This is a genomic window from Acinetobacter sp. UBA6571 (assembly GCF_002434085.1).
Classification (GTDB): domain Bacteria; phylum Pseudomonadota; class Gammaproteobacteria; order Pseudomonadales; family Moraxellaceae; genus Acinetobacter; species Acinetobacter radioresistens.
On sequence record NZ_DJJJ01000034.1, the window covers coordinates 1 to 18,598 of the forward strand.

At 44.3% G+C, this 18,598-nt stretch carries 18 protein-coding genes; 4 read left to right on the forward strand and 14 right to left on the reverse strand.

Annotation, left to right across the window (positions count from 1 at the left end):
• Positions 1-773: 1-aminocyclopropane-1-carboxylate deaminase/D-cysteine desulfhydrase (locus B3X18_RS06060; protein WP_286935182.1), on the forward strand; the 773-nt coding region annotated here is incomplete at its 5' end.
• Positions 774-804: 31 nt separating this feature from the next.
• Positions 805-2,004: an NAD(P)/FAD-dependent oxidoreductase gene (locus tag B3X18_RS06065; RefSeq protein WP_005027659.1), complete on the forward strand. Its 1,200-nt coding sequence runs from the start codon at positions 805-807 to the stop codon at positions 2,002-2,004.
• Position 2,005: 1 nt separating this feature from the next.
• Here the strand turns inward: B3X18_RS06065 and B3X18_RS06070 are convergent, their stop codons facing one another.
• The 4 genes from B3X18_RS06070 to B3X18_RS06085 form a co-directional block, all read right to left on the reverse strand.
• Positions 2,006-2,152 (reverse strand): hypothetical protein, encoded by a 147-nt coding sequence (locus tag B3X18_RS06070; protein WP_005027661.1) that lies wholly within the window; start codon positions 2,150-2,152, stop codon positions 2,006-2,008.
• A 145-nt stretch (positions 2,153-2,297) separates the two neighbouring features.
• Positions 2,298-2,504, reverse strand: a complete 207-nt coding sequence (locus B3X18_RS06075) for a hypothetical protein (RefSeq protein ID WP_005027663.1) — start codon at positions 2,502-2,504, stop codon at positions 2,298-2,300.
• A 78-nt stretch (positions 2,505-2,582) separates the two neighbouring features.
• A complete protein-coding gene (locus B3X18_RS06080) occupies positions 2,583-4,544 on the reverse strand; it encodes a mechanosensitive ion channel (RefSeq protein WP_005027665.1) in 1,962 nt (653 codons plus the stop codon).
• Between the two features lie 272 nt (positions 4,545-4,816).
• Entirely contained in the window at positions 4,817-5,140 is a 324-nt protein-coding gene (locus B3X18_RS06085) for a hypothetical protein (RefSeq protein ID WP_005027667.1), read from the reverse strand.
• A gap of 156 nt (positions 5,141-5,296) precedes the next feature.
• On the opposite strand from B3X18_RS06085, the gene B3X18_RS06090 reads away from it, so the two are divergent.
• On the forward strand, positions 5,297-5,719 hold the full coding sequence (locus B3X18_RS06090; protein WP_005018694.1) for a hypothetical protein: 423 nt from the start codon (positions 5,297-5,299) through the stop codon (positions 5,717-5,719).
• A 26-nt stretch (positions 5,720-5,745) separates the two neighbouring features.
• Here B3X18_RS06090 and B3X18_RS06095 read toward each other — a convergent pair whose 3' ends face one another.
• Entirely contained in the window at positions 5,746-6,507 is a 762-nt protein-coding gene (locus B3X18_RS06095) for a ferredoxin--NADP reductase (protein WP_005027669.1), read from the reverse strand.
• Positions 6,508-6,592: 85 nt separating this feature from the next.
• Here B3X18_RS06095 and gigC point away from each other — a divergent pair, with 85 nt between their 5' ends.
• Positions 6,593-7,474, forward strand: a complete 882-nt coding sequence (gene gigC / locus B3X18_RS06100) for a LysR family transcriptional regulator GigC (protein ID WP_005027671.1) — start codon at positions 6,593-6,595, stop codon at positions 7,472-7,474.
• Positions 7,475-7,758: 284 nt separating this feature from the next.
• Here the strand turns inward: gigC and upp are convergent, their stop codons facing one another.
• The 9 genes from upp to nuoG all read right to left on the reverse strand — a co-directional run bounded on the left by upp (position 7,759) and on the right by nuoG (position 18,596).
• Positions 7,759-8,394 (reverse strand): uracil phosphoribosyltransferase, encoded by a 636-nt coding sequence (gene upp, locus B3X18_RS06105; RefSeq protein WP_005018688.1) that lies wholly within the window; start codon positions 8,392-8,394, stop codon positions 7,759-7,761.
• A gap of 120 nt (positions 8,395-8,514) precedes the next feature.
• Positions 8,515-10,008: an NADH-quinone oxidoreductase subunit NuoN gene (gene nuoN / locus B3X18_RS06110; RefSeq protein ID WP_005018687.1), complete on the reverse strand. Its 1,494-nt coding sequence runs from the start codon at positions 10,006-10,008 to the stop codon at positions 8,515-8,517.
• A 3-nt stretch (positions 10,009-10,011) separates the two neighbouring features.
• Positions 10,012-11,619: an NADH-quinone oxidoreductase subunit M gene (gene nuoM, locus B3X18_RS06115; RefSeq protein WP_005018684.1), complete on the reverse strand. Its 1,608-nt coding sequence runs from the start codon at positions 11,617-11,619 to the stop codon at positions 10,012-10,014.
• A gap of 1 nt (position 11,620) precedes the next feature.
• On the reverse strand, positions 11,621-13,513 hold the full coding sequence (gene nuoL, locus B3X18_RS06120) for an NADH-quinone oxidoreductase subunit L (protein WP_026443999.1): 1,893 nt from the start codon (positions 13,511-13,513) through the stop codon (positions 11,621-11,623).
• Positions 13,510-13,818, reverse strand: a complete 309-nt coding sequence (gene nuoK / locus B3X18_RS06125) for an NADH-quinone oxidoreductase subunit NuoK (protein WP_005018679.1) — start codon at positions 13,816-13,818, stop codon at positions 13,510-13,512. The genes nuoL and nuoK overlap by 4 nt, the downstream gene beginning before the upstream one ends.
• Complete coding sequence (gene nuoJ, locus B3X18_RS06130; RefSeq protein ID WP_171063943.1) at positions 13,811-14,335, reverse strand: NADH-quinone oxidoreductase subunit J; 525 nt, start codon at positions 14,333-14,335, stop codon at positions 13,811-13,813. The genes nuoK and nuoJ overlap by 8 nt, the downstream gene beginning before the upstream one ends.
• A complete protein-coding gene (gene nuoI, locus B3X18_RS06135) occupies positions 14,335-14,829 on the reverse strand; it encodes an NADH-quinone oxidoreductase subunit NuoI (protein WP_420045050.1) in 495 nt (164 codons plus the stop codon). Before nuoI ends, nuoJ begins: the two co-directional genes overlap by 1 nt.
• Positions 14,830-14,895: 66 nt before the next feature.
• Positions 14,896-15,909 carry an NADH-quinone oxidoreductase subunit NuoH gene (gene nuoH / locus B3X18_RS06140; protein ID WP_005027679.1) on the reverse strand — a complete coding sequence of 338 codons (1,014 nt, stop codon included), beginning with the start codon at positions 15,907-15,909 and terminating at the stop codon, positions 14,896-14,898.
• A gap of 2 nt (positions 15,910-15,911) precedes the next feature.
• Positions 15,912-18,596 (reverse strand): NADH-quinone oxidoreductase subunit NuoG, encoded by a 2,685-nt coding sequence (gene nuoG / locus B3X18_RS06145; protein WP_005027681.1) that lies wholly within the window; start codon positions 18,594-18,596, stop codon positions 15,912-15,914.
• Between the last annotated feature and the right edge of the window lie 2 nt (positions 18,597-18,598).

Consider the following 18,598-nt stretch of genomic DNA (forward strand, 5'->3'; position numbering starts at 1 on the left):
TTAAAAACAATATCCATTTTGCTCTGGCAGAAGGATTCAAACAACTTCTGACTTTTGGAGGCGCTTTTTCGAATCATATTGCTGCTACCGCCGCCGCAGGCAAACTTGCCGGTTTATCTACTATAGGTATTATCCGGGGAGAAGAACTGGCTCAGCGTCCGTTTAATCCAACCCTTATGCAGGCCCAAGCAAATGGCATGCAGCTCTATTTTATAAGTCGTCATGAATACAAATACCGGGCTGATCAGGCCTACCTGCAGACGTTACAGCAACGTTTTCCTCAGGCTTATATCATTCCAGAAGGCGGTACCAATTCACTCGCTGTAACTGGGTGCAAGGAAATCCTTTCTTCACAAGATCTGGAAAACTATGATGTTTTCTGCTGTGCGGTGGGTACTGGCGGAACTATGAGTGGCTTGATTGAAGCCAGTTCAGAACAGCATCAGGTCTTAGGTTTTCCAGTGCTAAAGGGAGATTTTTTACAAGCAGAAATCACTCAATGGACTAACAAAACCCACTGGCAGCTGCTACAGGATTATCACTTTGGTGGTTATGCTAAAATTACGCCTGCGCTGCTCGACTTTATACAACACTTTAAGAAAGCTTATAGTATTCCTCTTGAACCAATCTATACGGCAAAAATGCTATTTGGACTAATAGATCTGATTCAAAAAAATTATTTTCAACCTCATACCCGTATTCTCGCCATTCACAGTGGAGGATTACAAGGTTTCCCTCTACCTCCTGAATCTTTTTCTGAAAATCGACTATAATGCCGAGCTTTTTTATGACTGGGAATTACTGATGGCTGCAGCATATTATGATGTGATTGTTATAGGTGCCGGCGCATCTGGACTAATGCTCGCAGCTTTGGCTGCCAGACGGGGGCGTAAGGTTCTGGTTGTAGAGAAAACCAATAAAGTCGGCAAAAAAATTCTTATGTCTGGTGGCGGTAAATGTAACTTTACCAATTTATATGTCGAGCCTGAACACTACATTTCCCATAATCCGCATTTTGTTATCTCTGCTCTATCCCGCTATAGCAACTGGGATTTTATTGGACTGGTGTGTGATTATGGTATTGAGTATGAAGAGCGCAAGCATGGACAGCTCTTTACCTTAAACGGCGCCAAAGATATTTTAAACATGCTGCTCAGCGAATGTAAAAAAACAGGGAATGTTGAAATTCGAAGCAGCTGTGAAGTCAAAGCGGTAAATCCACTTTGTGAAAACAGCTTTGAAGTTATCACAGCACAAGGTCAGTTTAATTGTGAATCTGTTGTTGTAGCTTCTGGTGGTTTGTCCATTCCTACACTGGGTGGTTCAGGTTTCGGCTATGAACTGGCAAAACAGTTTGGTCATTATGTTTACTCTACCCGTGCAGGCTTAGTTCCTTTCACCTTTAGTGATCAGTTCAAGGAAGTGACTACCCGTTTAAGTGGTAATGCACTGGAGGCAACTCTAAGTAATTCCTTAAATACTTTTACTGAGGCCCTGTTATTTACCCATCGCGGTCTAAGTGGCCCAAGTGCCCTACAACTGTCTAATTATTGGTGTAATGGTGAAAGCTTTCAGATTAATTTTCTGCCGGGAACAGATATAGCGATATGGTTAAAACAAAAAAAGCAGTCGCAGCCTAAAGTTCTGCTCCGTACATTACTTAATGAATATATGGCTAAAAGTATTGTAGTAGAGCTACAGAACTTGATTTGGCCTGAAGAATCTGAAATTGGAATTGGTAATTTAAGTGACCAGAGACTAGAAGAAATCGGTGAGAATCTGCAAAATTTTAGTGTTAAGCCTTCTGGCACAGAAGGTTACCGTACCGCTGAAGTAACTTTGGGTGGGATAGACACGACTGAAGTTTCATCCAAAACCATGGAAAGCAAAAAACAGAAAGGGATTTATTTTATTGGTGAAGTGTTGGATGTCACTGGTCACTTAGGGGGATACAACTTTCAATGGGCATGGGCTTCTGCCCATGCTGCCAGTCAATATGTATAAGTTATTCGAGATAATCTGTACGTAATAAAATGATCTGGCGCGCCTGCTGTAAACGGCTAATGGCTGTTTCCATCTTGTTTACAGCAAGCCTCATTGAACTTGATTTTTCTATTTTAAACATTGTATTTAAAAGATTTTTAATTGACATAACAGTTCCTTGTTTAGATTTTTATTGAATAGCTGAGTAATATTTTTCTTTAAGTCTTCATCATATATAAACTGTTTCCTCAGTACAATTGAGACCCTATAAAATTTGCCATATTTTCATGACGATATTTGGTCCTAAAGATTTTTCAGAACTCCTCATGCTTCTGTTCTGGACATTTTACCTTTGAATTATGTTCGGACTTATTTTCGGTTATATTCTGTTTATGACTTAACTCAGAATTTTTCTTAAAGATAAACTTATAAGCCGCACTTAAAAAACCTGTAGTAATACCGGCAATAATTAATGGTGCAAGAACCTTGTTGGGTGGACGTCGCTCCGGATAGTTTTGCATTATTTTTATACCTCTCCTGTTATGAACTTAAAAAGAAAGGCCACGCTCAGGTGACCCATCTTTTATTCAGATCAAAGCTTATTTTTGATCATCTTTCTTTTCTGGATTTTTGTTAGCATCTACATTCGGCTCAGCTTCACCTGTAGAGCCAAATGGATTATTAGTAGGCGGATTTACTGGATTAACCCCTACTGAATCAGGCGTAACCTGATCAATGCCAGAGGCTTCATTATCACCATATGGTGCAGTCGTTAATGTCGCCGGAGTAGTATTTGACAAATCAGTACGCATTGGCGCATTGGTATCATTATCGGTATCTGGCATAAAAGTTCCATTCTCCGCAGTTTTAGTTGTGCTGTCAGTTACCTGGGACGAAGCCCCGTCCATAGATAATTCAGATGATTTAGCAGCTGAAGTATCTGTACCTTGAGATGAAGTCATTGACGGGCTAGTTGCAGGGGTGTGAGCAGCTGCAAATGAACCAGTGGTTGAAGTCATTGTTGAACTGGTAGTACCGGAGTCATTATTACGTAAAGGATTTGGATGGTTCGCCTCACGTTTCGCTTTATCAATCAAGTCAGTCAAAACACGTTCAGCCGGTTGGCGTCCACCTAAACCAAAGGCTAGAGCAAATGCTACTGCCACAGCACCCAGAGTCAGACCGAAGGCAAGGTTTACAATAGAGTCGGCAATGCCCATTGCACGTAGACCCATAGCAATTACCAGACCCATGATTAATACACGAACCAGGCAACCTAACCAACGTGAACTATTGTATTCACCACGTTCAACAACATTCGCTACTATATTGGCCAGCCAGAAACCTACTACCAAAATTACTGCACCTAGCAGGATATTGGCACCAAAGTAAATGAACATGGCAATCAGCGCGCTGACCTGCTCAAAACCAAGACGGTTTGCTGCTTCAGACAGAGCAAACAGCATAGTGAAGAATACAATTAGGTAACCAACAATACTGGATACTTTGGCATTACCCATGAAACGCTGAACACCAACCTTAGCTGGTAGTTCATCTGCACCTGTACCGGCAATCAGTTCAGCAACCAGACGACCGACAAAGCGTGACACAATGTATGCCAGAATCAGAATCAGGCCCGCAGCAATAATATGCGGAATTGCGTTCATGATTTCATAGAGCATCGCAGTTGCAGGTTGAGAAATACTTTGTATACCTAATGCTTCAAAAGCTACAATCAGTGCTGTAATCATAATGATTGCAAACACGAATGAACCAAGGAATCCAGGTAAATTAGAATTTTTAAATAAACCTACTTTTTGTACCTGAGTCTGCAAGTCAAGGCTGTTAACCAGACCTTCTACAATACCACGAACAATTTTGGCCAGAATGTAGCCTGCAAACAGGATGATAGCTGCCATGAATATATTAGGAATATATAGCGCAGCTTTATTAACCAGGTTTTGAACTGGCACCAAGAGGCCATCCAGTCCCAGAATAGAAAGGACAATTGGCAGGAACAGTAAAAGGATTAACCAGTAAATGATATCAGCAATATTTTTACTGATAGGACTTACACCGACATCATTACTCAACTTTTCATCAAGTTGTGTACGGGCCAGTACTTTGGTTAAACCGGTACGCACCAGACGTGCTACCAGCCAGCCAATAAAGCCTACCGCGATTGCTGCAATCAGATTAGGAATAAATACCAGCACTTGACTGATCATATTACTAAACGGACCGCTGACGCTATTGATATTCAGAACATTTAAAGCAGCAATAATGGCAATAATTAAAATAAACCAGAATACAATACGTGAGAAAAGTCCCTCATAATTCGGAGACGTTCCTGTAGTTGTAGTGTGCCCTGCTGCATTAGATAATTTATGATTGGTATTCATTTTTTGCAGAAGCTTTTTAACTCCGGCAGCAATGACCAATGCAATAATCCAGCCCAGAATTAATATCACAACCGCCGCAATAATGGGATGGAATTGATCCCAATAGTACATTGCATCAAAACCCGGACCTCGGGCTCCTCCAGCATAGTAATCATTCATTTTGTTATGCCCTCTTGTTATGCTTCAATTTGCTTGTTTTAAAGCGTTTTAAGTTGTTAAGAATGTTTAGAAAGCTAGGCTTATATTCCTTTTCAACATATTTTGTGGACAATGTTTATTCAACTACAGTGAGCATAAATACAACAAATCGTCAGTAAAAGATTGCAAAAAAGCCCTAATGTATACACATTAAGGCTATAGGCTGAGGTGACTTAAGTGGATAGCAATATTTAAACAGCCGCCACTATAGTCTGATCCTCGTCTAGCTAGCCTTATTGACCATGGGCAGAGCCAGTACCGGTATCATGAGCTGCTGCTGTACCGCCAGTATCTGTTGCCGTACTGTCTACTGCCGTCGCTTCGGTATTACCGGCTACTGCTGGGGTTGTATTGTTCATGGAAGCTTGTTCCATTTCTGCATTAGGATGCTGTGGCGGAGCCTCAGAAGAATCCGGATCACGGTCGCCAATCATATAAACCACTAAAGCCGCCAGAAAAATACCTACCGCAATAAGAATATAAATAGGTAAACGGTTTTTTTTTACCGTATCCTGTGGGCCATTAGTATGAGGCGGTTTATTAAAATCGTGTTGCATAGTCATTCTCTTATTCTTATGGCTTGGATTTTCATCATAACAAGCACTTATGTTGTATTGTGTGAAAAAGCATAGTGGGAACGTGTGCAATGTTTCTAAGTTGTAGTTAAAAATGCGCTATACTATTGGGCCAAGTTTTATGCATTCTGTTTATTTATGGCATATCGTCTACAGCGTACCTCACTGGATCTAGACACCGATGTTACGCATCAGTGCTATTTACATCATACGCGTGACCTGCACCTGATCGGGATTATTGAGTTTAGCAAGCCTAGCTATGTATTAAAGTGGGGCGATCTAGAATACTTTCGGCGTCGTACTGAAGAATTTTCAGTAATGCCATTTCCCGATTGTGTAAATGCGATGATCATTGATATTCGTAATATCAGTGCATTTCTGGATCAGGAAGTGCCTATTATTCCTTGGCGCCTGCTTGAAGAAGACTGTCCAATCCGGCTGGTGGTCCCACAAGACCGTATTGAACATTATTCAGGGATATTTGAACCGACTTGGCTCAGTTCAGATGTTGACAGTGCAATTCAGGAGATCCGTGAGTTTGTAGATATGTTTGTACATTAAACATATCTATCTATACTTATTATCCCTTACCAGTAATTTTCCACCGCAATATTTCCCTCACCCCGACGATTCATACTGAGCCCACGCCGTTTCAGTGCCTCCTTGGTATCTTCTACCATTTGCGGATTACCACAAAGCATTACATGACTGGTCTCAGGGTTAAATTGCAGCCCTGCCGCAGCTTCCAGTGCACCATTTTCAATAAGTACGGGCAAACGTTCATGTAATCGGGCATTTGGGTCACGGGTGATAACTGGTATAAAATGAAAGCCTTGATGCCCTTCCCCAAATATTTTGGCCATTTCCTGAATGCGGTCTAGATAAGCTAACTCGGCCTCTGTACGTACACTGTAGACCAGCTGAATTGACTGATATTTAGTCCAAGTTTCAAAATCCTGTAGCATTGATAGAAACGGCGCCAGACCAGTTCCTGTGGCAAGCAGCCATAGATCTTTAGGCAGTGGCAACTGATAACGTGCCAAAGTCAGATATCCATAAGGAATCTTTTCCAGATACAGCTCGTCATTTACTTTCAGGTACTGTAGCTGAGAAGTAAAAGCCCCGTCAGGCACAACAATCGAGAAAAATTCCAGAGTTTCATCAAAAGGTGAAGAAACAATTGAATAAGCGCGTACGATCAGCTCATCTCCAACTTTTAAGCCTATACGCGCAAACTGGCCGGCAGTAAACTTGAAATGTGCAGGTCGTGTCAGCGTAAAACTGAACAGGTTAGAGGTCCAGCGCTGTACTGATAAAACTTTTTCCTGAGTAAATTTTTCAATTGACATGATTTCTACATGGCATGAGAGACTGTGCTCATGGTAGCATGACCATCTATTTATTTTATATTTTTTAAACGTTAAGGCTTCATTCATGCGTATGACATTACGCCAGCTGGCGGTTTTTGTAGCAGTTGCTCAAGAGGGTACCGTCACCCGGGCAAGCGATGCCGTAAAACTGACTCAAAGTGCAGCCAGTATGGCACTGGCAGATCTGGAAGATGGTTTGGGTGCCCCCCTGTTTGACCGCTTAGGTAAACGTCTACAACTGAATGATCTGGGACGTTTCTTGCTTCCGCAAGCTTTAGAAATACTAGGTCGTTGTGAGTCTTTTGAACAGGCTGCTAAAGGTGAACTACAAAGTATTGATTTGCGTCTGGGTGCGACCTTAACGATCAGTGATTATTTAATGCCTGATCTGATGGCTGGCTTCTTGCAGCTTCAGCCCCAAGCTCATCTACAGCTTCAGGTAGGTAATACCCGCCAGATGATTGAAGCTGTAAATCAGTTTCAGCTGGATTTGGCACTCATTGAAGGCTCATGCCATTTACCCCAACTGCAATGTATCCATTGGCGTGATGATGAGCTTGCTGTCTGCTGTGCACCTGATCATCCATTGGCACAGCATAAACAACCGCTGAGTCAGAAAGATTTTTTAAATGCTGAGTGGATTTTGCGTGAAGAAGGTTCAGGTACCCGTGAAGTATTTGATAATAGTATTTTGCAGGATCTACCTGATGCAAACATCCGTTTAACGCTTGGGCATAATGAAGCCATTTTAAAAATAGTTGCTGGTGGTATGGGGGTTTCCTGTATTTCCAGACTAGCTATTGAGCCTCTTCGTGAAAAAGGTCAGTTAGTCATACTAGATACACCCTTCTGGCAGTTAACGCGCCCTCTTTTTATGCTGGTTCACCGCCAGAAATATCAGGGTCCGGGTTTAAAAGCATTTATGCGATTTTGTGAAGAGAGATAAAAAAAAGCGCCTTAAGGCGCTTTTTTTGATCAGTCTACATCATTTTCATTAGCTATATTCTTACTGTCTTTCTTATTTTGGAGCTATTTTTGAAAAAATCTCATTTTTTAGCAGGAATTCATCTGGCTAATATCACGCTCATTCTAGCCAGATTAAGCGGGTACAGGCCTTTGCTATAATGTTACACTCTTAACCTTAACAGCATAATTTGCAGTATTTCAAATTTAAAATATTCTAATAAAAAAAGAGGCTTTCGCCTCTTTCTTACCTCGACAGCAAATATTTTAGTCTTTTTGTACTGAACCAAAAATCTTGTCGCCTGCGTCCCCTAGACCCGGCACAATGTACCCCTGTGCATTTAGTCCTTCATCAATTGAAGCAGTAAAAATACGCACATCTGGATGAGCATCTTCTACTTTCTTGATTCCTTCAGGCGCTGCAACCAGGACCATCACCCGGATATCCTTACAGCCACTGGCTTTAAGGACATCAATTGCAGCCACTAGCGAAGCACCTGTGGCCAGCATTGGATCAATAATCATGGCGATACGATTTTGTACATCTGGAACCAGTTTCTTATAGTAAGTCCGCGCTTCTAATGTTTCTTCATCACGTTCAAGCCCCAATACAGAAACTTTGGCGCTCGGAATCAGGTTTAAAAAACCATCCAGCATACCAATGCCGGCACGTAAAATTGGTACTACGGTAATTTTTTTACCGGCAATACGTTGAGTTGTAACTGGTCCTGCCCATCCTGCGATTTCATGGTCAACTACTGGCAGATCCTGTGTTGCTTCATAAGTCAGCAGCATAGTAACTTCCTGAGCCAGTTCACGGAAATTTTTGGTGCTAATATCGGCACGACGCAAAAGACCAATTTTATGACGGATTAATGGATGTCGGATTTCTTGAATGGGCACGGGAGAACACCTAAAGAATAAGTTTTAGTTGGGGGCATTATAAATGTTTTTTATATCTGAAATAAGCAAAGCCCCCAATGTCTGGGGGCTTTTTTTGTTAAATCCAATAATTTTTAAGAATTATTGCTGACTTAACATGAAGTGGATTGGAGATAAAATCTCGGCTTGGAGCGCAAGCTTGATCATCGGATCTGGATAGATACCCAAGAACAATACCAGCACAGCTGCACCAAGAACCATTAAACCGCCGACTTTCTGGCCCCAGTGCTTATCTGCATCGATACGTGGTGTCTCAGGCGGCGTCATATACATAACCACCATTACACGCAGGTAGTAATATAGACCAATACCCGAACCTACAATCACCATTGCAGCCAAGAACCAGTGCTGGGTAGTAACTGCTGCCATAACTACAAGAAACTTACCAATAAAGCCTGCAGTCAACGGAATACCGGCTAAAGACAGCATCATGACAGTTAAGGTTGCAGTCAGAACCGGACGGCGCCAGAACAGACCTCGGTAATCTGCCAATGATTCAGCTTCATCCAGATTATTATATGGACTCGACATCAGGGCAACAGCACCGAAAGCGCCGATCGTAGTTAATACATAAGTAATCACGTAAACACTTACACTGCCCAGACTTACATAGGTCATACTGACCAGTGCAATCAGCAGATAACCGAAATGCGAAATCGATGAATAACCTAGAATGCGCTTTAAGTTTACTTGACGAACTGCCAGCAGGTTACCGACCAGAATCGATAAAACTGCAATAATGGTAATAATAGTCACTAGTGACTCAATCAGGATCGCACCTGAAGTGAGTATATAGCGCACAAACAGGCCAATAGTCGCTACTTTTGCTGCGGTAGCAAGGAAGGTTGCCATCGGTGCTGGTGCACCTGCATAAACATCAGGCGTCCATTTATGAAATGGCGCCAGCGATAGTTTAAATGCAATAGCAAAGATAATCAGTCCCAGACCAATAATTACCATTGGTTGCTGGATTGCCTGCATGAGTGCCTGTACAGAGTCATAGAATGACAATGAGCCAGTATAAGCATAGATATATGCCATACCCATCAGCAGCATAGCTGAAGCAGTAGCTGACAGCACCAGGTACTTCACACCAGATTCAAGAGAACGGGCGCGCTGATGTGTATAGGCCAGCAAACCGTAAACCGGAATTGACATCAGTTCGAGGCTGATAAAGAAAGATGCATAGTGACTGCTTGAAACCATCAGCATTGCACCAACCACTGAAGTCAGTAGCAGAATATACAGCTCTTCACGGTTACTCTTATAAGTCTCGATATAAGCATGAGACAGTGTTGAACAGGCCAGCGCAGCGATCAAGATCAGTAACTGGTACAGCATGGTAAATGGATCAACCATAAACATGCCCATAACATTCGCCGGTACAAAATGACCACCGAACATTTCCATCAGGATATAGATGACGGACAGGTTTAAACCCACTACTGTGGCAGTAGCAATCAGGTTATGGTTACGTTTGATTGCCGTGAGGATCATTACCACGATCGCAGTTAAGGCCACGATCATCACAGGAGCTAATGGCATAAGCTCGGAAAATGACATTGTGAAGTTCATGGCTTATTGGATCTCCACATTTTCGAGTTGAGTCGACACCTGCTGGGTGACATCAACGACTTCTTGAACAGGAATGTAGCTATTTGCTAACCACGCCATACTTGAGTTGGACACATCAAGGAAAGTTTGTGGATAGAGACCAAGCCAGACTAGACCTAGCGCACAGATCAGTAGAATTACCATTTCACGAGCATTCAGATCTTTTAATGGATGTGAATAATGCTGCTTTTGTTCTTCATTTGGCACACCAAATAAAGCTTTGTGAATCAGGATTAAACCATACAGACCGGCAAATACCAGACTGACTGCTGCAAGAATTGTAAATACTGGGAATTTTGCATAAGAACCCATCAGGATGAGGAACTCACCGATGAAGTTACCTAAACCAGGAATACCGACTAACGCTGCCACAAAGAACATCAGGAAGAATGGCAGATACTGGAACTGACCGCGAATACCGCCCATCAGACGCATATCACGTGTATGTAGACGCTCATAAATCTGGCCACACATAATAAACAATGCAGCAGACGACAAACCATGAGCCAGCATCATGATCATCAGACCCTGGAAGGTCAGGATATTACCGGCATATAGCGCCAATAACACAAAACCCATGTGCGAAATGGAAGTGTAAGCCAGCAGACGCTTCATGTCTGTTTGCTGGAAAGCACACCATGCGCCGTAAAAAATACCGATCAAACCAAAGATAATAGCGATATTGGCAAAATCTGCAGATGCTGCCGGAAAGAACGGAATAACAAAACGGAGCAAACCATAAGCAGCAGTCTTAATCAGGATCCCTGCAAGGTCAACCGAACCTGCTGTAGGCGCCTGAGCATGGGCATCTGGTAACCAGCCATGTAACGGGAATACTGGCAACTTGACCGCAAACCCGATAAACATACAGATCATAAATGCGTATGCAACTGAAGGCAGCTGAGTGTCCAGTGCATTGGCAACGCCCAGCAGATAGTTATAGCTGAAGTTGATGGTACCGGTCATCATATAACCGTAAATCACCAGCCCCAGAATACCGATCAGCATGATCAGGCCTGCAACCTGCGTATAAATAAAGAACTTGGTTGCCGCATAAACACGCGAACGTCCATTTGAACCTTTATGTCCCCAAAGTGCGATCAGGAAGTAGATCGGCACCAGCATCATCTCCCAGAAGAAGAAGAACAGGAACATGTCGATAGCCAGAAATACCCCGATGACTCCACCTAGAGACCATAATAAGTTCAGGTGGAAGAAACCAACATTTTTCTGGATTTCACCCCATGAACAGCCTACTGCCAGCACACCAAGAAGTGCTGTCAGGCCGACCATGAGTAAAGAAAGTCCATCTACTGCCAAATGAATATTGATACCCAGGGTTTGAATCCAAGGTAGTGCAAACTCTGCAGACCAGGTTGGAACCTTCTGGCCCAAGCTATAGTCATAAGTACCAGTCTGCCAAAGAGCAATGGTCAGGCCCAAAGTAACGAGCATGCCAATTAAAGCAATCCAGCGTGGTAGATGTTGGTCGAGCTTGTCGACCAGCCAGCAAATAAAACCTGCAATGAACGGAACAAGGATCAGCGCGGGTAAAATTAAATTGTTTTCCATTTTATTTCCCCACTACCTGAATCACGATCAGGATCATCAGCAACACCACTACCCCGAGTGACATGCTAGATGCGTATTCACGTAGCAAACCGGTTTGACGAGAACTTGTAAAGCTGTTGCCGCTTTTAACTAGCGCAGGCAGAACCAGCCACAGACTGTCAATCGGATCACGACCCATGATCTTCGCGATGAGCAAATATGGTTTTACAAAAACAAGATGATAAAGGGCATCGAAGCCAAAAGCATTACGCCAGATATTGGCAATACCTGTACCAAACGATGTATTGGCAATGCTTTTTACGACATTGTAAGCAAAAGCAAACAGGATAATTCCCACGATCAGACCAGCAATTGCAACACCGCTTGCTAGATGCTCGGCATGTGCAACCGCATCTTCCAGTGTTTCAGGAATACTAAATGCAGGAATAGCTGTAGCCAGAAGCTTATTTACTGGACCTTGCAAGAAGTAACCCAAACCGGTTGACAACGCTGCAAGGATTGCCAGCGGACCCCAATAGGTCACTCCCTTGATTTCATGCGCATGAGTCTTCTCTTCACCAAAGAATACTACCCAGATCAAGCGGAATGTATAAATTGAAGTGAGGAAAGCACCCACTACCCCTACCCAGTACAATGTATTATAAAGTGGCAGGTTGGACATGGCTGACTGTGCATAAACTGCACCAAGGATCGCATCTTTAGAGAAGAAGCCCACGGTCACAATTGGTAACGCTGCCAGTGCACCACCACCAATAACAAAGCACCAGAACACAAATGGAATTTTCTTGCGTAAGCCACCCATTTTGAAAATATTCTGTTCATGATGACAAGCCAGAATCACTGCACCTGAAGACAGGAACAGTAATGCTTTAAAGAAAGCATGTGCCAGCATGTGGAACAGCCCTGCTTGATAAGCTTCTGCACCAACCGCCATAAACATATAACCCAACTGACTCATAGTTGAGTAAGCCAGAATACGTTTGATATCGGTCTGTACCAAGGCAGCAAAACCAGCAACCAGCAAAGTAACCGCACCAGTAATGGAGATAAACTGCATCACTTCTGGTGCCATTTCCATTACAGCAAACATACGGCAGGTTAGGTAGACACCTGCGGTTACCATAGTAGCGGCATGGATCAGTGCAGAAACAGGTGTTGGACCTGCCATTGCATCTGCAAGCCAGGTTTGCAGTGGTATCTGTGCAGATTTACCGGCTGCTCCAAGGAATAACATTAACGCAGTCCAGATAGATAGTGACGAGCTTAGAGTCATGACCTGAGCTGCATTTGCCACGATATACTGGATATTTAATGTTCCGAACTGTTGATAAAGCAGGAATAATGCAATCAGCAGGAATACGTCACCTACACGAGTCACGGTAAAGGCTTTAATTGCCGCCCAGCCATTAGCAGGATTCGAATAATAAAAACCGATCAGCAGATATGAACACAGGCCCACGCCTTCCCAGCCCAAGAATAAAAGTGCCAGGTTATCGCCAAGTACTAACAACAACATGCTTGCTACAAACAGGTTGAAGTAAGAGAAAAAGCGTGCATAACCTTCTTCACCACGCATATACCACGAAGCAAAGATATGGATCAGAAAACCTACCCCAGTAATCATACCGGTCATCAGTAAAGATAGACCATCCAGATGTAGACTAATGCCAGGAGCAAATGTACCAACACTGAACCAGGTCCACAAATGCTGAGCCTGAGCCACTGAACCATTACCTACAAACTCTATACCAGCAATCAGTGCGATCAGAGCAGACAGGCCTACTGAGCCTGCACCGATTACTGCAGAGATATTTTCAGAAAGCTTATCGCGTCCCGCCGCCAACAAGAGAAAACCGATTAGCGGGAATAATACTGTCAAATATAAATAGCTCATCCGCGCATCTCACTAGCAGCATCCACATCCAGATGATGGAAGCGATGATAAAACTGAAGGACGATCGCGAGACCGATACAAGCCTCTGCTGCTGCCAAGGTCAAAATCAGGATAAACATAATCTGTCCATCCGGCTGTGCCCAGGCACTACCCGCCAATACAAATGCCAATGCTGCTGCATTCATCATGACTTCAAGGCTCATTAACATAAACAAAAGGTTACGTCGTACCATTACACCATAAAAGCCCAGTGCAAAAAGAATGGTTGCGACAATCAAACCATGTTCTAGAGGGATGTTACCCATTATTGTTTTCCTCTTCTGCACCCGGTTCACGTCGACCAATATGGAATGCAGCAACCAGCGAAGCCAGAAGCAGCATTGCGGCAACCTCAACCAATAATAAATAATGTGTAAAGAGTGACTGACCTACAGCCTTGGGTCCGATAACTTCACGGCCGAGCGTAGCACCTGCAGTAGTGTATTCACCACCGAGCATCCACACTAAAATCAGCCCCATCAGGAATGACATCAGTGCCGGGTAGGCCCAGGCAGATGAGTTTAACCATTTACGCTCCTGCTCCATGGTTTGCTGCCCCAGATTCAGCATCATAACCACGAACACGAACAGCACCATAATAGCGCCTGCATAAACGATCACTTCAAGTGCACCAGCAAACGGCGCACCTACGATCAGAAAAATACCTGCTACTGCCAGAAGTGAAACAATCAGGCTGAGTAAAGCGTGTACCGGATTGGTGTTGGTTACCACACGAATCGTCGAGATAATGGCCACAAGAGCCATTAGATAAAATGGCCACATCATGGTAATAGACTCCGTACATCAATAGGTGCACTTTCTTTTTGTGCCTGACCTTTGTCTTTGCCTTCGATTGCCATACCTGCTACACGATAGAAATTGTAGTCAGGATATTTGCCAGGACCAGAAATTAGCAGATGTTCTTTTTCATAAACCAGATCCTGACGAACATATTCACCAAGTTCAAAGTCAGGTGTCAGCTGAATGGCTGTGGTTGGGCATGCTTCTTCACACATACCGCAGAAGATACAACGTGAAAAGTTGATACGGAAAAATTCCGGATACCAGCGACCATCTTCTTTCTCTGCTTTTTGCAGTGAAATACAGCCTACCGGACAGGCGACAGCACATAGGTTGCAGGCAACACAACGCTCTTCACCATCCGGATCACGTGTCAGAATAATCCGTCCACGATAACGTGGCGGTACGATCTGCTCAGCAGGTACTTCCGGATATAAAATGGTGTCACGTTTACGTCCGACATGGGTGAAGACCATCCATAGCGTACGAACAATTGACCCAACTCCAGCTAGAATTTTATACATTTTTAACTCCCTGCTGTCCTAGGCCGCATTCATCAGAATAACAGCGCCAGTTACCAATAGGTTTACTAACGCCAATGGCAGACACACTTTCCAGCCAAAATTCATCACTTGGTCATATCGTGGACGCATAAGTGAACCACGAGCCAATACAAACATCATGACAAAGAAAGCAGTTTTAATAATGAACCAGAATGCTGGTGGCAAGAACGGAATTTCAAGATTGAATGGTGCAAGCCATCCACCAAAGAATAGAGTTACAATCAGGGCAGAAATCAGGATGATATTGACGTATTCAGCAACGAAAAACATCCCCCATTTCATACCACCATATTCAACATGGTAACCTTCTGCAAGTTCCTGTTCGGCTTCCGGCTGATCAAATGGATGACGGTGAGTCACCGCTACGCCTGCGACTACGAAGATCATAAAACCAAGGAACTGCGGAATGATAAACCACATGTCACGCTGGGCTTCTACAATTTCACGCAGGTTGAAAGAACCTGCAATTGCAACTACACCCATCAGTGAAATACCCAGAAAGACTTCATAAGAAATTGTTTGGGCTGCAGAACGCAGGCCGCCCAGTAATGCGTACTTGTTGTTTGAAGACCAGCCGCCAAATAATACGGCATAAACTGCAATACCAGCCATCGCCATAAAGAACAGCAGGCCGATACTCATATCGGCTACGCCCAGAGATGGTGATACAGGTATCACCATAAATGAGAGTACTGCAGTTGCCATCGCAACCGCAGGTGCCAGACGGAATGTCAGTTTGTCAGAGAATTTTGGTGTCCAGTCTTCCTTGAACATGATTTTAAGCATGTCAGCTACAATCTGGAACATGCCGCCTGGACCTACACGGTTCGGACCATAACGGTCCTGCCAGACAGCCAGCAGGCGACGCTCAATAAAAGACATCAGCGCTGCCATTAATACCACCACCAGCAGTACGATAATGGCCTGTACTACCATAAAGGTAGTTTCCCAACCGGCTGCCCATTGCGGTAGTACGCGTAAGGTTTCGTTCATGATTACACTCCTACCGCAACTGATACAGGCTCAGCCAAGGATACCGTAGGTGCCAGTCCTACCGGATAACCGATATAACCTGTCGGTAAATATTCAATCACTTGTACAGGAAGGCTGATGGTGGTATCCCCCGTTTTAACAGTCATACGCTGACCATCTTGTACATTAAGGCGGCTGGCATCCTGTTCACCTACAGCAAACATCGCTTCAGGAATACGGGTTTCCATCGCTGGTGTTTTAACAGTGAACTCACCAGAAGCAAAGATGTGATGCATTGGAACCAGGCGGAAGCTTTCTGCATTTGCAAGAACTGCAGCAGGTGCAACATAGCTACGTGCCGGGCGTTTAGCCAGACGGTCAAACAGACGCACGCCGGAGTCTCCACCTTTTAAATGGCCACCGACTTCATCTTGATATTTATTCCAGGCTTGTGGCGAGTTCCAACCCGCAGCCCAGGCAAATGGTACCAGAGATGATGCTTTTTGCGGACCCACATAACCTTCCATAGAAAAGGTTAATGCAGAGTCAATATCTGTTGGCTGTTTTGGCTCATGTACAGAAAGCGGCGCACGCATTGCAGTACGACCAGAATAGCGACGTGGTTCACGCGCAATTTTCAGACCATGGATACGATAGCCCGCGTCCGGAGCAACGTCTTGGATCGCTTCAAGTACAGGTACATTTTTAGCGACACTTTCAATGACATCATCCAGTACAGTCCAGCTAATGTTCTTGTCTTCAAGACCGGTCTGTAAAGCATGCAGCCAGCGCCAAGACTCCTTGATCGCATAAGCCGGGTTATAGTATGACGGATCATAAACCTGATAGTAACGCTGTGCGCGACCTTCCTGACTAACTACCGTACCATCTCCTTCAGCAAAGCTTGCAGCAGACAATACAATCGATGCTTGAGCAACAGTCGCTGTATCAGAATGATCCAATACAATAACCTCAGCTGCTTTAGCCAGTGCTGCATCAATACGGGTAGCTGGCAGACGACGATACAAATCGTTTTCAACCACAATTACTGCATCATAATCCTGTGCAAAAGCCTGTTCGAGACTTAAGCCACCAAACAGAGCCAGCCCCATTGAGTTCACTTCAGGAACAGTCAGACTTAAACCGGCATGACCACCCAGATTTTGTGCGACCTGTGCAGCAGCTTCCATGATGGCAGCATCTTGCAAGCTGGTGCCTGAAATGATCAAAGGCTTTTTCGCAGCTTTCAGGGTATCAGCAATAGTCTGTGCAAATGCAGATGCACTGTCATCCAGACCAGTAATGGTTTCACCCGCCACTGCTTGTGCGACCGCAAAGCCTAAACGCGCGATATCGTTTGGAGAAGCAACCACTTCACCTGTAGCGACATCTGCCAGTCGGGTCTGGGTTGCAGCCAAGATATAGATCGGAGATTTTGCATCTTGAGCAATACGCTTGACCGGTTCAGCCAGCCATTCTTGAGTACGGCGCTCTGCAGCCATTTCTTTGGCTTTATTTTTTGCAGCCTGACGTACAGACAAGGCCATACGTGGTGCGGTCTGGGTCAGATCTTCACCTAAAATCAGAACGGCATCATAGCTTTCAATTTCACGCATGCTCGGGTTATAAATTCCCTCAGTCTGCATGATAGCTGCGGCTAGCTCGACCAGTGACTGCTCTTTCTGGTTCATACCTGTTGAGTAGTTTTCCTGCCCAACCAGTTCGCGTAGTGCAAAGTTAGACTCAAGGCTGGCACGTGGCGAACCAATTCCCAGAACTTTTTTACCTTTTAACTTGGCAATAGTTTGATCCAGCGCTTCATCTACAGTTGCGGTAGTCACTGTGGTACCTGAACGGAACTGCGGTTGACGTGGACGGTCGGCACGGTTGACATAACCGGTACCAAAACGACCCTTGTCACACAGGAAGTACTGGTTTACTTCTCCGTTAAACCGGTTTTCAACACGGCGCAGCTCACCATAACGCTCGCCCGGAGAGATATTACAACCTGAAGAACAGCCTTGGCATACGCTCGGCGCATACTGCATGTCCCATTTACGGTTATAACGCTCTGAGTGGGTTTTATCAGTGAACACGCCAGTTGGACAGATTTCTGTCAGATTTCCAGAGAATTCAGATTCCAAAGCACCTGATTCTGGACGACCGAAATACACACGTGACGCGTTGGCATATACGCCCAGGTCAGTACCGCCGGCATAGTCATTGTAATAACGTACACAGCGGTAACATGCGATACAGCGGTTCATTTCATGCGCAATAAATGAACCCAGTTCCTGATTGTAATGTGTCCGCTTGGTAAACCGGTAACGACGGCGGTCATGACCGGTCATCACAGTCATATCCTGCAAGTGACAGTGGCCACCCTCTTCGCATACCGGACAGTCATGCGGGTGGTTTGTCATCAAAAATTCAATGACAGACTCACGAAAATCTACCGCTTCCTTATCTTCAATCGAAATATAGGTATTGTCAGCCGCGGGGGTCATACATGACATAACCAGACGACCGCGTGTATCCTCAGGATTTGCATACTGGGTTACTGCACATTGACGGCAGGAACCTACAGAGCCTAAGGATGGATGCCAACAAAAATACGGAATATCGATACCCAGTGACAGACAGGCCTGTAGCAGGTTTTCTGAGCCGTCAACTTCGTATGATTTTCCATCGACATGAATTGTAGCCATAG